Origin of the sequence: Paenibacillus sp. BK720 (assembly GCF_011761545.1) — a bacterium.
In the GTDB taxonomy this organism is placed as follows: Bacteria; Bacillota; Bacilli; order Paenibacillales; family Paenibacillaceae; genus Pristimantibacillus.
In genome coordinates this window covers 172,812-187,325 of the sequence record NZ_JAASRQ010000004.1, presented here as the reverse complement: position 1 = coordinate 187,325, position 14,514 = coordinate 172,812, and the positions used below count along the sequence as shown (strand labels likewise).

12 protein-coding genes are annotated in these 14,514 nt (G+C 53.7%); 8 read left to right on the top strand and 4 right to left on the bottom strand.

The window, feature by feature from the left end:
• Positions 1-262: 262 nt before the first annotated feature.
• The 3 genes from FHT67_RS16475 to FHT67_RS16465 form a co-directional block, all read right to left on the bottom strand.
• Positions 263-559, bottom strand: a complete 297-nt coding sequence (locus FHT67_RS16475) for a YtpI family protein (protein ID WP_132307414.1) — start codon at positions 557-559, stop codon at positions 263-265.
• Between the two features lie 77 nt (positions 560-636).
• Positions 637-1,152 (bottom strand): sporulation membrane protein YtrI, encoded by a 516-nt coding sequence (locus FHT67_RS16470; protein WP_132307412.1) that lies wholly within the window; start codon positions 1,150-1,152, stop codon positions 637-639.
• A 3-nt stretch (positions 1,153-1,155) separates the two neighbouring features.
• A complete protein-coding gene (locus FHT67_RS16465; RefSeq protein WP_132307410.1) occupies positions 1,156-1,482 on the bottom strand; it encodes a YtrH family sporulation protein in 327 nt (108 codons plus the stop codon).
• Positions 1,483-1,606: 124 nt separating this feature from the next.
• Between FHT67_RS16465 and FHT67_RS16460 the strand changes: the two genes are divergently transcribed.
• From FHT67_RS16460 to FHT67_RS16425, 8 genes are all read left to right on the top strand, one after another.
• Positions 1,607-5,263: a DNA polymerase III subunit alpha gene (locus FHT67_RS16460; protein WP_167199932.1), complete on the top strand. Its 3,657-nt coding sequence runs from the start codon at positions 1,607-1,609 to the stop codon at positions 5,261-5,263.
• 127 nt (positions 5,264-5,390) lie between these two features.
• Entirely contained in the window at positions 5,391-5,885 is a 495-nt protein-coding gene (locus tag FHT67_RS16455) for a phosphatidylglycerophosphatase A family protein (RefSeq protein WP_015846042.1), read from the top strand.
• A gap of 96 nt (positions 5,886-5,981) precedes the next feature.
• Complete coding sequence (locus tag FHT67_RS16450; protein ID WP_015846041.1) at positions 5,982-6,170, top strand: hypothetical protein; 189 nt, start codon at positions 5,982-5,984, stop codon at positions 6,168-6,170.
• Between the two features lie 36 nt (positions 6,171-6,206).
• Entirely contained in the window at positions 6,207-7,079 is an 873-nt protein-coding gene (gene accD, locus FHT67_RS16445; RefSeq protein WP_132307407.1) for an acetyl-CoA carboxylase, carboxyltransferase subunit beta, read from the top strand.
• Positions 7,069-8,106: an acetyl-CoA carboxylase carboxyltransferase subunit alpha gene (locus FHT67_RS16440; RefSeq protein ID WP_132307405.1), complete on the top strand. Its 1,038-nt coding sequence runs from the start codon at positions 7,069-7,071 to the stop codon at positions 8,104-8,106. Before accD ends, FHT67_RS16440 begins: the two co-directional genes overlap by 11 nt.
• 90 nt (positions 8,107-8,196) lie before the next feature.
• Positions 8,197-9,951 carry a pyruvate kinase gene (gene pyk / locus FHT67_RS16435; protein ID WP_132307403.1) on the top strand — a complete coding sequence of 585 codons (1,755 nt, stop codon included), beginning with the start codon at positions 8,197-8,199 and terminating at the stop codon, positions 9,949-9,951.
• Between the two features lie 179 nt (positions 9,952-10,130).
• Positions 10,131-10,604: an acyl-CoA thioesterase gene (locus FHT67_RS16430; protein ID WP_132307401.1), complete on the top strand. Its 474-nt coding sequence runs from the start codon at positions 10,131-10,133 to the stop codon at positions 10,602-10,604.
• A 96-nt stretch (positions 10,605-10,700) separates the two neighbouring features.
• A complete protein-coding gene (locus tag FHT67_RS16425; RefSeq protein WP_167199929.1) occupies positions 10,701-12,764 on the top strand; it encodes an RNA degradosome polyphosphate kinase in 2,064 nt (687 codons plus the stop codon).
• Here FHT67_RS16425 and FHT67_RS16420 read toward each other — a convergent pair.
• Positions 12,755-14,284 (bottom strand): Ppx/GppA phosphatase family protein, encoded by a 1,530-nt coding sequence (locus tag FHT67_RS16420; protein ID WP_167199927.1) that lies wholly within the window; start codon positions 14,282-14,284, stop codon positions 12,755-12,757. The genes FHT67_RS16425 and FHT67_RS16420 overlap by 10 nt on opposite strands.
• Positions 14,285-14,514: the final 230 nt, after the last annotated feature.

The window sequence follows — 14,514 nt, the reverse complement described above, 5'->3', positions numbered from 1 at the left end:
AAACTTTCCGCTTCCCCAAAAAAAGCCGACCCGCGAAATGCCGGGTCGGCTCAATCTGCTGCCCACAAGGACGGGCAGCAGTGATTTTTTTATGCGAAAAAGGTGAACGGAGTGAACAAATATCTCTGGAAAAGCGAAGCGCTCGCCTTTGGTTCCCGGAAACCTGCCTTGTCCTACGTCTAATGAGAGGAATCCGGAACCAACAGCGATTGGAAGAGATATTTGTTCACGCAGTGTTCATTCTTTTTAGAAAAAACGCGCTCTACTGCTGCATCGTCCGAAAAATACTATGGTTGCGCAGCCCCGCAAACAAATTAAAAAATCCGATCACGAGGAAAATCGCCCCGATTACGATACGCGCCGTCGAAGTGCCGGAGAGGAAAAGCTGAACGCCGGCGATAAACATAAGCATAAAGCCCATGCTGATGTTCATTCGCGAAGCATGAAGGCCGCGCGCGCGCATGTCCGTTGAGCGGCGGGATTTAAAGCTGAAAAAGACGGTAAGCGCGAGCGTAATCATAATGCCCGGCGCAAACACCCATTGCAGGAGTGAATCCATGTTTTGCTACAGCTCCTTTTGTAGTCTCGATGGCGTTATTGTAGCATGAATTCACCCAAAACCGGAAATAAATGCGTTTAAGAAGGCGGTCTCGCGTACAGCCTTACTTTGACCCACACCTGCAGCTTGTTTTCCGCAACCAGAATCGTCGTGATGTCGATGGAATAGTCTTTTTCAAGGACATTGGTATAAATCTTGTTGCTCAATAATCTCCGCGCGAGCTGGGCGTCCGTGTCGATTTCATAAATGCTTTGCCCGAGGAAAACGGAAAGATCCGCCTTGATCCGCTTGATTAATTCCGCTTCCGTCACTTTATCCAGCTTGGGGCGGCCGGTATTTTGGCCGGCTTCCTCTTCGATTCGGGGCAGGACGCTTTTGATGACGGTATGCTGATTTTTGAATTGCGTTAAGCTTCTTATATCCGATTCCGACTGCTCCAGCTTAACCTCAAGATCGCTCTTCAGATTTACAAGCGCCTCGAATTGGGCGTGGTAAATGGAATTGTAGATGATTGCGCCAAGCAGCATGCCAAGCAGCAGCACGCCTAGCATCTGCACCCCTTTGACATACCGCTCGAACTGAGGTACGCGCATGCGTCAAGCCGCCCCTTTGCAAATGAGCTTGACAAACTCGGTTCCCATATGGGCTCCCAGAAAAGCGATGGCGATATAAGCAACCTGAAGGACGGCAGGCGACAAATGCCCTTCCACGATATTACTTTCTATTACGCGCATCGGATCGATAGATCCTCCGACGGCCGCGACAATCGCCCAAATTTTAAGATTCCCGGCCGTGCTCAGCATCATGGAAGTAGGCGGGAGCAGCAGAAAAACCGAGCCGATTCCGGCCAGCATGGATCCTCCGACAACAACGCCAAAGGCGATAAAAAAATCTAGCCCGGCCTTTGATAATATGACGTTCACAACGCACACCTGCCTTTTAGCGCAAAGTCCAGCCTGTCCGGCTGCCTTACTACCATTCTATGGGCTATGTGCGGTCTATTATGATAAAATAGAAGGAATAAGAACCGAAAGAGGGTGCCAGCGGATGAACAACATAGATTCCTCGTTTGTGCATTTGCACGTGCATAGCGAATATAGCTTGCTTGACGGCGCAGCCCGGATCCGCGACTTGGCGGCAAGGGCTGCCGGGCTGGGAATGAAGGCGCTTGCCCTTACCGATCACGGTGTCATGTACGGAGCTATTCCTTTTTATAGAGCATGCCTGGCACAGGGCATCAAGCCGATTATCGGCTGCGAAATGTATTTTACGGCGGGATCCCGCTTCGAGAAGGGAACGCGCAAGGATAATCCGATCTATCATTTAATTCTGTTAGCCAAAAACGAGACCGGCTACCGCAATCTGATGAAGCTGGTCTCGATTGGCCACCTGGAAGGCTTTCACTATAAACCTCGCATCGACCCGGAGGTCCTGGAGGCTCATTCGGAAGGTCTGGTCTGCCTAAGCTCCTGTCTGCACGGGGAAATCTCGCAGCATCTGCTTCACGACCGCCGGGAGGAGGCGCTATCGGCCGCATTGCGGTACAAACGGATTTTCGGAGACGATTTCTACCTGGAGCTTCAGGATCACGGCATGCTGGATCAGAAAAAAGTGGCGGCAGCCATGATCGAATTGGCGCGGGAAACGGGCATTAAGCTTGCGGCTACCAACGATGTTCATTATTTGACGCCGGAGGATGCCGCCGTGCAGGATGTTCTGATTTGCATCGGAACAGGCAAGTCGGTGGACGATACGGACCGGATGAAGATGGGGACCGATCAGCTGTATATGAAGAGCGGGGAAGAGATGGAGCTCTTGTTCCGCCATGTCCCGGAAGCGATTCGCCATACAGCCGAAATCGCGGACAAATGCTCGCTGGAGCTGACGTTTGGGCGGGCAGCGCTGCCGGTCTTCCGTCCGGTACCGGACGGCATGACTTCGTCGGCGTATTTGGCCGAGCTTTGCAGAAGCGGCTTAGCCACCCGTTATGCGGGGCTGCCGCAATGGGCGGAGGATCCTGCATTCCGGGAACGGGCCGAAGCAAGGCTTGCTTACGAGCTGTCCGTTATCGAAAATATGGGCTTCAGCGACTATTTTCTGATCGTATGGGATTTTGTCCGCTTTGCCCATGAGCAGGGCATCCGGACCGGTCCGGGACGGGGCTCGTCAGCGGGTAGCCTGGTTGCTTACGTGCTCCGGATTACCGACGTGGATCCGCTGAAGTACAAGCTGCTCTTCGAGCGCTTCCTGAATCCGGAACGGATTACGATGCCGGATATTGATATCGACTTTAACGACGAGCGCCGCGATGAGGTGATCGCTTACGTCTCGGCCAAATACGGCGATGAGCACGTGGCGCAGATCATTACCTTTGGCACGATGGCTGCCAAAGCAGCCGTCAGAGACGTTGGGCGCGCGATGAACGTGCCGTTCGCGGAGGTGGACCGGGCGGCGAAGATGATTCCGAACCAGCTTCATATTACGCTTGAGGAAGCTCTTCGGGTCAGCGACGCGCTGCGCGAAGCCTGCGAACGTCAGCCGAGGACCGATGCCATGATCAAGATGGCGCTGAAGGTGGAGGGCATGCCGCGCCACGCCTCTACCCATGCGGCCGGCGTCGTTATCTCCGGCGGGCCCTTAACCGATTACGTCCCGCTGCAGGCGGGAAGCGAGCGGACGGCGCTTACGCAGTATTCGATGGAGCATCTCGAGGCGGTTGGCCTATTGAAAATGGACTTCCTCGGCCTGAGAACGTTATCCATTCTGGAGCGTTCGCTCGTTTGGGTGAAAGGATTGTACGGCAGGGAGATTGATTTCCGCGCAGTGCCGGACAATGATCCGGCCACCTACGAGATGCTCGGGCGCGGCGAGACGATGGGCATTTTCCAGCTGGAGTCGTCCGGGGTCAGACGCGTATTGAAGGAGATGAAGCCCAGCGAATTCGAGGATATCGTATCGGTGCTTGCTTTATACCGTCCGGGTCCGATGGAATTTATTCCGAATTACATTCAGGGCAAGCATGGGCTTGCGCCGGTCAAATATCCGCACCCCTCTCTTGAGCCCATTCTGTCGGATACCTACGGCATTATTGTGTATCAGGAGCAGATCATGCAGATTGCGTCAGCCATGGCCGGCTTCTCCCTTGGCGAAGCGGATTTGCTGCGCCGCGCCGTATCGAAGAAGAAGCGGGAGGTGCTCGACGAGCAGCGCGCGCATTTCGTGAAAGGCAGCGTAAGCGAAGGCTATACCAGCGAGGACGCCAATCTGGTTTACGATATGATCGTCCGGTTTGCGGACTACGGCTTCCCGCGCGCACATGCCGCGGCGTACGGCGTGCTTGCCTTTCAGACGGCATGGCTGAAGGCTCATTATCCGATTCCGTTTATGGCGTCGATGCTTGCTTCCGTTACCGGCAATCAGCGGAAAACCGCCGAATACGTGGACGAATGCAGACGGATGGGCATTGAGGTGCTGCCTCCCGACGTGAATGAAAGCGGCGTTACGTTTACGCCGGTTGAAGGAGCCGTCAGGTTTGGGCTTGCCGCCGTCAAAAATGTCGGTACCCAGGCCATCGAGGCCTTGGAGAAGGAGCGCCGCGAGCGGCCGTTTGACAGTCTGCTTGATCTATGCCGACGCGTCGATCTGCGCGTCGTCAACAAGCGCGTGCTGGAGTCGCTAATCCAAGCCGGGGCGATGGAGTCGCTGCCCGGCCACCGCGCGCAGCAGCTTGCCGCCCTGGAAGAGACCGTGGAAGCGGCGCTGAAATGGCGCAAGGAGAGGGAAGAGCTGCAGATCGAGCTGTTCGGCTTTGACGAGGTGCAGAACTGGGATGTCGAGCTGCCGGATATTAGGCCGTATTCAACGGGTGAGCAGCTGGAGCTGGAACGCGAGCTGCTTGGCTTGTACCTGTCCGGCCATCCGCTTGACGCGGTGGAGGAGCAGCTTGAGCCGCTTGGCCTGGACCGGCTCGCGGAGCTGGGGGAAGCGGCGGAAGGGGCCTCTGCCGTTATCGGGGCGAGAGTGGTTTCCCTTAAACCGTTTACAAATAAAAAAGGAAATGCGATGGGCTTTATTGAAGTAGAGGACAGAGTCATGCGTGCTGAGGGCGTCGTATTCCCGGCTGTATGGAAGCGCTGCGGGGATCGTCTCGTGAAGGGCGGCCTCGCGATTATTCACGCTACCGTCCAGCATCAGGACGAAGACTTCAAGCTGATCATCGAGGATGTTATGCCGTTTCAGGAAGGGTCGGCCGACGGGGAGCAATTGGCCGAGCATGTGGGGCGGATGCGGAAGCAAGCGGCCTCCCGCGTTTCGAGGCCGGCAGGCGGCGGTTATCCGCCGCAAGGGCAAGGGCAAGGGCAAGCCGCCGCAGTCCGGCAGGCGCCGGCTGCACAAGCGGCCTCCGCAGCCCGGAAACCGCAGCCCGCAAGGCCGGCGGAGCCTGCCGAGCGCGCGAATCCGCCTGCCGAGAAGAAGCGTCAGCGCGTCTATATCAAGATTACCGCCGCGCGCGAGCATCCGGATGTGCTGGAGCAGCTGAAAAAGCTGCTGGCCGACCACCACGGCCAACTGGATACGGTACTGTTCTATGAACGGGAGCAGCGCTCGCTTGCTCTAAGCGAAACGTACCGGACAAAGCCTTCTCCGCAATTATTCAGCGCCATTGAGCAGCTTCTTGGGCAAGGAGCCGTAATTGTCAGATAATTTATGCACAACTCTATTACCTCCCGCATACATTTAATGTTACAAGTGGGATTAAGCGGCTGCTGCCGCTGCTTTTTCCCGGCTTACGTTGCATGAAAACGTACAAGCATATGCGGGAGGGATGGACATGACGTCCGGAATCGAAAAGTGGTTGCAAAAGCGTGGAGTAAGCGTGGACGATATTGCGGAAATTGTATATACGCTGCAGCGTCCTTACAATGCGGATTTAACCGTGGCCGAATGCGAAGAGAGCGTAAGAGCCGTACTGGAAAAGCGCGAAGTGCAATATGTGCTGTATACGGGAATCGCTCTTGACGAGCTGGCCGAACGCCGTTTGCTGCCGGAACCTTTGCAGGCCATCATGGAAACCGACGAGTCTCTGTACGGCGTGGATGAGACTTTGGCACTAGGAATAACGAATGTTTATGGGATGATTGGCTTGACGAGCTTCGGATATTTGGATAAAGTAAAGCCCGGCATTATTCGTCAGCTGAATCTGAAAGGCGAGAAAATTCACGTGTTTCTCGATGATCTTGTTGCAGGACTGGCGGCGGCGGCATCAGCAAGGATCGCGCATCAGGACCCAAAAGCCATCCGATACCATTTGCCCGATTCGCCATGACTGTGGTATCATTATGACATCATATGGCCTTTAACGGGATTGACTTGTTAGAAGATGCGAACTTTGCTGTGGGCAAAGTTTTCAGGAGGTACCATAATGTGGACGGTCATTTACATCGCTCCAACCGCTAGAATCGCGGACAACATCAAGAAGCGGCTTACGGAAGAAGGCTTTCTCGTAAAAGTCCGTCCAGTTAATCTGTCTAAACAGCAATATGAGATTTTGGTTCCTTCGGGTGAGTTGGAGGAGGTACAGGAAGTATTTAACTCCATCATGCAGCCGTAATACCTTATACTATTGCGCCTTGAGAGGTGTCACACATTGCAAATTAAGGACTTATTTTCAAAGAAGAAGTATGCGACCATCCCATCTGAGCGGCCTAAACGCGACATACCGGAAGGTCTAATGAATAAGTGCTCCAAATGCGGCACCATTCAGTACAGCAAAGAATTGGATAAGAACTTGAAGGTATGCTCGTCGTGCGGGCATCATTACCGTCTGAGTGCTTGGGAACGGATTGGAATGACGCTTGATGACGGGCGTTTGTATGAATACGACGCGGATATGGAATCTGTCGACCCGCTCGAATTCCCCGGGTACAAAGGGAAGCTCGAGCAGCAGCGGCAGAAGAATCCGAATCTGCGCGAAGCCGTTGTGACGGGCGAAGGCGCCATTAACGGCCATCCGGTTGTCGTTGCGGTCATGAGCTTTGACTTTTTCAGCGGAAGCATGGGATCTGTCGTAGGCGAGAAAATAACAAGAGCAATCGAAGCGGCGCATGAGAAGAAGCTGCCCCTTCTTATTTTCTCGACATCGGGCGGCGCCCGCATGCAGGAAAGTATACTCAGCTTAATGCAAATGGCGAAGACAAGCGCCGCTCTTTCCATGTTTCAAGGGGCTGGCGGCTTGTTCATTTCGGTGTTTACGGATCCTACGATGGGCGGGGTTTCCGCCAGCTTTGCGAGTCTTGGCGACTACAATTTGGCCGAGCCCGGCGCGCTTGTGGGTTTTGCGGGCCGTATCGTAATCGAACAGACGATTCGCCAGAAGCTGCCGGACAACTTCCAGACGGCGGAGTTCAACATGCAGCATGGACAGCTGGACTTGGTTGTTCACCGCAAGGATATGAAGTCAACGCTTGGCAAGCTGCTGGATATGCATACCGTAAGGGAGGGATTATCCCATGGCGGCTGAACAGATGCTTCCGTTCGAGAAGCCCATTAGCGATTTGCGAGAGAAAATCGCAACGCTGAAGACGCTGGCTGAGAGCAACGGCATGGACTTTTCAGAAGAGATAGCGCGTCTTGAAGAGAAGTGCAAGCAGATGGAAGAAGAGCTGTACAACGAAATGACCCCGGCGCAGAAGATGCACATTGCGCGTCTTCACCAGCGTCCGACCTCGCTTGATTTCATTCAGGCGGTCTTCACGGACTTTATCGAGCTCCATGGCGACCGTTTGTTCGCGGACGATCTGGCGATCGTCGGCGGTCTGGCCAAGCTGAACGGTCTGCCGGTAACGGTAATCGGCCATCAGCGCGGCAAGGATACGAAGGATAATATTGCCCGTTTCTTTGGCAGTCCCCATCCGGAAGGATTCCGGAAAGCGCTGCGCCTTATGCAGCAAGCAAACAAATTCAAACGCCCGATCGTTACTTTTATCGATACCAAGGGCGCTTACCCAGGCAACACGGCCGAGGAGCGTGGCCAATCGGAAGCGATTGCCCGCAACTTAAGAGAAATGGCCGGATTTGGCGTGCCAATCGTCTGCATCGTTATCGGTGAAGGCGGCAGCGGCGGGGCGTTGGCCCTCGGCGTAGGCAACCGGGTACTGATGCTGGAGAATGCAATTTACTCCGCAATTTCCCCTAACGGCGCGGCTTCCATTCTGTGGAAGGATGCATCCAAGGCGGATATTGCGGCTGAAGCGATGAAAATTACGGCGAAAGATTTGCTCGAGTTCGAAGTGATCGAGGACATCATAGAAGAGCCGCAAGGCGGCGCGCATCGCGATTTGGCGTTCACGGCGGAACGGCTGAAGGAGAAATTGTGGAAGCATTTGGTGGAACTTCTGCCGATGACACCCGAGCAACTCATTGAAGACCGTTACCATAAATTCCGCAAGATTGGCGAGTTCCAAGTGGCGGAAGCTGCAGCGCAGGAAGCTGCGCAAGCCCCGCAAGAGGCTGAAGCCCCCGCAATGACGGAACCGGCAAAGGCATAAAATTTTTAAGCTGTCGTACAAGCTGCGGCTCAAGATTTCGATTAATGACTATAATGACTATAGCAGGCACTAAACGGAGGATACTTAAAGATGCGTAAAGCTAAGATTGTATGTACGATTGGACCTTCCAGCGAATCGTTGGAAAACACGAAGAAACTGATTAAAGCGGGTATGAACGTTGCCCGTCTGAACTTCTCCCACGGCGACTTTGAAGAGCATGGCAACCGGATCAAAAACATCGGTATCGCAAACAAAGAGCTTGGAACTAACGTAGCGATTCTGCTCGATACGAAAGGGCCGGAGATTCGTCTCGGCAAGCTGAAGGAAGAGCCGATCGAGCTCGTGGCGGGCGAACGCGTTGCGCTGACAACGGAAGAGATTCTGGGCGACATTCATCGTGTGCCTATCACTTACAACAACCTGCCTAACGATGTTTCCGTAGGCTCGACGATTCTGATCGATGACGGCTTGATCGGCCTGACGGTCGAAGAAGTGCAAGGCACTGAAATTATTTGCCGCATCAACAACAGCGGTCAAATCAAGAGCAAAAAAGGCGTTAACGTCCCTGGCGTTGCGATTTCCCTTCCGGGCATCACCGAAAAAGACGCTAACGATATCATCTTCGGTATCGAAATGGGCATCGACTTCGTGGCGGCATCGTTCGTTCGTAAAGCAAGCGACGTGCTTGAAATTCGCGAGCTGCTTGAGCGTCATAATGCAAGCCACATCCAGATCATCTCCAAAATCGAGAACCAACAAGGCGTTGACAATCTCGACGAGATTCTGGAAGTTTCCGACGGCCTGATGGTTGCCCGCGGCGACCTTGGCGTGGAGATCCCGGCCGAAGAAGTACCGCTGGTACAAAAAACAATGATCGAAAAATGTAACCGTGCCGGCAAACCGGTCATCACGGCTACTCAAATGCTGGATTCGATGCAGCGCAACCCGCGTCCTACACGCGCGGAAGCAAGCGACGTGGCGAACGCGATCTTCGACGGCACGGACGCCATCATGCTCTCCGGCGAAACGGCTGCCGGCAAATACCCGGTTGAAGCGGTAACAACGATGTCCCGTATTGCCGAGCGTGCGGAAGCGGCTCTGGAATACCGTGAAATCTTCACGAAGCAAGCGAACGCTCAACAAACTTCCGTTACGGAAGCGATCAGCCAGGCGGTTGCCGTATCCGCTCTGGACCTGAACGCTGCTGCAATCGTGACTTCGACGCAAAGCGGCTTCACAGCTCGCATGGTATCCAAATACCGTCCGAAAGCGCCAATCATCGCGGTAACAAACGATGAGAAGGTGATGCGACGTCTGGCTCTGATCTGGGGCGTTAAACCGGTTCTTGGCGAAATCGCGGAAACAACGGACGCCATGTTCGAGAACGCGGTTGATGGCGCGCGAAGCACGGGCTTGATCAGCCTTGGCGATACAATCGTTATTACGGCAGGTGTTCCGGTTGGCCGCGCAGGCACAACCAACCTGATTAAGATCCACCATGTTGGCGAGCTTCTGGCTCAAGGCCAAGGCATCGGCAGCCAAACGGCTACCGGCCGCATCGTGGTTGCGCGCACGCCCGAAGAAGCAAACGCGCGCGTAACGTCCGGTTCGATCCTGGTTACGGTATCGACGGATAAAGAATATATGCCTGCTTTCGAAAAAGCGGCAGCTGTTATTACAGAGCAAGGCGGTATTACAAGCCATGCAGCCGTATGCGGCATTAACCTGGGTATTCCGGTTATTCTGGGCATCTCGAATGCAACGGAACTGCTGATGGACGGTACGGAAGTAACGGTCTATGGCGAGACTGGCGTTGTATACTCCGGACAAGCTAAAGTCCTGTAATAACGAATTTCATATTTCTCTTTGGAATCAGAGAAGAACAGAAGCGAGGGTGAGCCATTCACCGTCGCTTTTGTTTCACATACAGAGGTATATACATATGCTCGATTTATGTTTGCGTTTTGTAAACAAAGCTAATTTTTTCGACCTCAAGTTCGTAATAATATAGGGGGGGCTTCATCATGACGTCACAACAATGGTTCCTTCATCCTCTGCGCGTTCGTTATCAGGAAACGGATCAAATGGGGGTTGTTTTTCATGCCAATTACATAACCTGGTTTGAAATTGGCCGTACCGAGCTGATTCGTTCAGCGGGATATGACTACAAAACCATCGAGCAGCAAGGCCTGCTGCTTCCTGTTGTGGATCTTCAGTGCCAGTACGAGCTTCCGGCCCGATACGACGATACGGTGCTGATTTGTACGCGTATATCGGATTTTTCGCCTGTGCGTCTTTCCTTTGAATCGGAAATCCGCAAGGTGAGTCTGGATCAATTTCATCCTGCGATTGCAGAGCGGTACGAGGATCTTCCGGGGGAGCGGCTGGTAGCCGGCGGAACAAAGCATGTCTGGGTAAACGAGAAATGGCGGCCCGCAAGATTGGATAAAGGCCTGCCGGAATTATATTCTTTGCTGCAGTCCATGGTTTCGCTGTAACCGGAGCATCGAGCTTTAACTTGATCTTTACAAATCGTTAATATTCCTATAATAGTCATCTGTCATAATAGGGGCATAATTGGGGAGGCGTGAGGAATGACAAGACAATTGTCCCACTATGTGAACCGGGATTTGAGCTGGATTGAATTTAACCGCAGAGTGCTGCAGGAAGCACAGGAATCGAATAATCCACTGCTTGAACGCGCCAAATTTTTATCCATTGTATCCAGCAATCTGGATGAATTCATGAGTGTTCGAGTAGCCGGCATTCAGGATCAGATCCGCGCGGGCTATACGAAGATGGATTTTACCGGCTATACGCCTGCCGGGCTGTGGAAAAGGCTGATCAAACGCACGACCCAGATGGTCTATGATCAATACAAAACGTACCGGGAAGTATTTCGCTCTCTAGGGCGGGAAGGCATTATCATATCAACCGTCAAGGAACTGAATGTCAGCCAGTCCAAGGCGGTGTCGGAATATTTTCAGGAAATTGTTTTCCCCGTGTTAACGCCGATGGCCGTTGACCAGAGCCGCCCATTCCCCCTCGTGCATACGAAAGAGCTCTACTTGGCGGTGCTTTTGCAGCGGGAGGATTCGGACAAGGATGATGAGCCGTTGTTTGCTATCGTACAGGTTCCTTCGATACTGCAGCGCTTTGTGCCGGTACCGGGACGGACAAACAGCAAGAAGATGGAGTTTGTGCTGCTCGAGGATCTTATCGAAAATCATATCACTACTTTGTTTAACGGCTACATTCCCTTCGCCGTTCATGCGTTCCGCCTTACGCGCAATGCCGATCTTACGTTGAATGAAGACGGGGCGGAAGACCTTCTGGAGGAGATCGAGAAGGAGCTGCGCAGAAGACGCTGGGGCATTCCCGTGCGGTTGGAAGTCGCGAGAGGCATGCATCCGATGGCGCTTGAAATTTTGAAGGAAGAGTTGGAGATTGAAGATAATCTGATAGAAATCGATGGTCCTCTTGATCTCAGCTTCCTGATGAAATTTGCGAACGCGCTCCCGGGCTACGACAACCTTCGCTATAGCCGTCTTGAGCCGGTATATCCGCATGAATTCGACGAGACGGACGATATGTTCGAAGTGATCCGCCAGCGCGACGTGCTGATGTATCACCCCTACGAGTCGTTTGAAGCGGTTAATGATTTTATCGACCTGGCTGCGGAAGACCCTAACGTATTGGCGATCAAGATGACGTTATACCGTGTCAGCGGTCAATCCGCGCTTGTACAGGCTTTGTCCAAGGCGGCGGAAGCAGGCAAGCAGGTAACGGTGGTTGTGGAGCTTAAGGCGAGGTTTGACGAGGAGCGGAATATCGCCTGGGCGCGCCAGCTGGAGAAATCGGGCTGCCATGTCGTTTACGGCCTGGTCGGCCTCAAGACGCATGCCAAGATTTGTCTGGTTGTCCGCAGGGAAAGCGGCACGCTGCGCCGCTACGTCCATGTCGGAACCGGCAACTACAACGACAGCACGGCAACGTTGTATACGGATATCGGTTTATTTACTTCCCATCCGATTATCGGCAGCGATGCCTCAGCCTTGTTTAATGAAGTAACCGGGTACTCCTCGCCATATGAATGGAAGGCGTTTGGCGTTGCTCCGACAGACTTGAAGGAGAAGCTGTTCCGGTTGATTGACCGCGAGATTGCTAACGCCGATCAGGGTAAAAGGGCACGTATTATTGCCAAGATGAATTCCTTGTCCAATCAGGAAATGATCGATAAGCTGTACGAGGCTTCGCAAGCCGGAGTCAAGATTGACTTGATTGTCCGCGGCGTCTGCTGCCTGAGACCCGGCGTAGCCGGACGCAGCGACAATATTCGCGTAATCAGTATCGTGGACCGGTTCCTGGAGCATGCGAGGGTGATGTACTTCCATAACGGCGGAGAAGAAGAGGTTTACTTGTCGAGCGCCGACTGGATGACGAGGAATCTGACGCGCCGGATCGAGCTGATGAGTCCCGTATTTGACGAGAATCTGCGCAAAACCTTGATCAACATGCTGCAGCTTAATCTGGACGATAACGTGAAAGCCCGCGAGCTGCAGGCAAACGGCACCTACGTTCATGTGAAGAACGAAATGATGCCGTTCCGCAGTCAATTCGAAGCCAGGTCGATTCCGCAGTGGAAAAATTACGTATAGTCGGGAAGGGCGAGAACGGGAGCTAGTCCCCACAGCTTTTTGAAATCGGAGGACAGCTCCTCGACTTCCCGGGCTTCAACGGCTAACGTTCCTTCGGAACGCAGCGGATTAAGCAGAAGCTGGCTGCCGGATTGGACGGCTTCCAATCGGCCGAGCGCTTGCGTCTCGCTGCGGTCAAGCGCTGCCGCCAGCTGGAGCAGAATGCCAAGCTTATAAATGGTATCCATATCGGATTCGCCGAGCAGTTCCTTGTACTCCAGAAGCTGCTGGCGGGTCCGGTTTTTGCTTTTGTAAGAGGCTATAGCCGCAATCATAAGAATTTCCCGGTGGGCAAGCCCGTTGAGATGGGAGTTCACTATGAGATAGAACGTATGCTTCGCAAATTCGTAATAATCAATGGAAGCGCCGATCTTGAACAAAGTGGAGGCGGCATCAAGCAGCACCTTCGCCCGGTTCGGAAGCAGATGCACGGGTCTCAGCTCATCGTAGAGCTGCAGGGCCAGACGGTTAACTTGCATCACATGCTGCTTGGGCGCAGCAGGATGCAAAGCGATTACGTTCTGCAGGCTGAACGCGAGCACGTCTTGATGCAGGGAACGCCCCGGGAAACGGGTCGCATGGAACAAGCCGTCGCGAAGTCCGGAGCCGCAGATGCGGTAATGGCTGGTCTTCAGCAGGCGGAACAAGGTACGCAGCACCGCAATGCCGGGCACAATGACATCTACGCGGTCCTTGGACAGACCAGGGAACTTCTTGCGTTTGTCCAGCGGCGTCAGGAACAGCTCCTGAAACAGGGCATCCGCATCTGGCCCCGTCATCGGATAGTTATGAGTTTGGGTGAAAGGGTACTTCGTCGCGGCCTGATGAATTTTGCCCATTGCGCGTGCGGTTCCGCCTACCGCAATAAGCGGCAGGGAAGGAGCTTTCGTCAGCCAAGGCTCGTTTTTGACGGCTTCGGCGACCAGCGCTTCAATGCTTTTTAGTCCTTCTTCGTTCAGCATCCCTTTTACCGCATAGCTCCGGTTCAGACTGACGCAGCCAAACGGGAAAGAGACCGATTGGACGAGCTGGCGGCCGCGGAACAAAGAGACCTCCGTGCTTCCTCCGCCGATATCGACAAGAAAGCCGTCCTGCACATCCATGGCGTTAATCATGCCGAGGAAGCCGTAGGAAGCTTCTTCTTCGCCGCTTAGCAATTCGATCGTAAGGCCGGTTTCGGATTTAATCGTTTCCAAAATTTCAGCCCGGTTGGCCGCGTTGCGGATGGCGGCAGTCGCGACCGCTCGGATATGCCCGGTCCGGTTATGGGCGCAAATCATGGTGAAGTGGTTCAGGGTGCCGAGCAGCTCGGCGATCGCATCCGTGGCCAGAATGCCGTCGTCATCAACGCGCTCCGCGAGGCGGGCAGGGCGCTTGCCTCCGTCAATGACGCGATGCGCGCCGTTTGCCGTCCGCTCGTAGACAACAAGGCGGACTGAGTTCGAGCCGATGTCGATGATGCCAATTCGTTGTTCTGTCATCGTGTTCCTCCGTGCGAGTTATTTCTTCTATTCTATCACATTGAAATATGATTCCGGTAAGCGAGTATTTTTGCGGGGAATAGGGAAAAATGCGTCTGGAGCAATTCGTGCGAAATTTGTGGAAGAAAGGGAATGAAAAAAAACTTTATAGCGCCGATAAAGCATTTCTATGTCCGGTTTTGTTCACTTCGCTGTCAAAATCATTTATGATTAATAGCGACGAGAGGTTT

Excerpts from the sequence above, each read along its gene's own strand:
- FHT67_RS16475 (WP_132307414.1), bottom strand. The coding sequence starts at position 559 with ATGGATTCACTCCTGCAATGGGTGTTTGCGCCGGGCATTATGATTACG.
- FHT67_RS16470 (WP_132307412.1), bottom strand. The coding sequence starts at position 1,152 with ATGCGCGTACCTCAGTTCGAGCGGTATGTCAAAGGGGTGCAGATGCTA.
- FHT67_RS16460 (WP_167199932.1), top strand. The coding sequence starts at position 1,607 with ATGAACAACATAGATTCCTCGTTTGTGCATTTGCACGTGCATAGCGAA.
- FHT67_RS16455 (WP_015846042.1), top strand. The coding sequence starts at position 5,391 with ATGACGTCCGGAATCGAAAAGTGGTTGCAAAAGCGTGGAGTAAGCGTG.
- FHT67_RS16450 (WP_015846041.1), top strand. The coding sequence starts at position 5,982 with ATGTGGACGGTCATTTACATCGCTCCAACCGCTAGAATCGCGGACAAC.
- FHT67_RS16440 (WP_132307405.1), top strand. The coding sequence starts at position 7,069 with ATGGCGGCTGAACAGATGCTTCCGTTCGAGAAGCCCATTAGCGATTTG.
- pyk (WP_132307403.1), top strand. The coding sequence starts at position 8,197 with ATGCGTAAAGCTAAGATTGTATGTACGATTGGACCTTCCAGCGAATCG.
- FHT67_RS16430 (WP_132307401.1), top strand. The coding sequence starts at position 10,131 with ATGACGTCACAACAATGGTTCCTTCATCCTCTGCGCGTTCGTTATCAG.
- FHT67_RS16425 (WP_167199929.1), top strand. The coding sequence starts at position 10,701 with ATGACAAGACAATTGTCCCACTATGTGAACCGGGATTTGAGCTGGATT.
- FHT67_RS16420 (WP_167199927.1), bottom strand. The coding sequence starts at position 14,284 with ATGACAGAACAACGAATTGGCATCATCGACATCGGCTCGAACTCAGTC.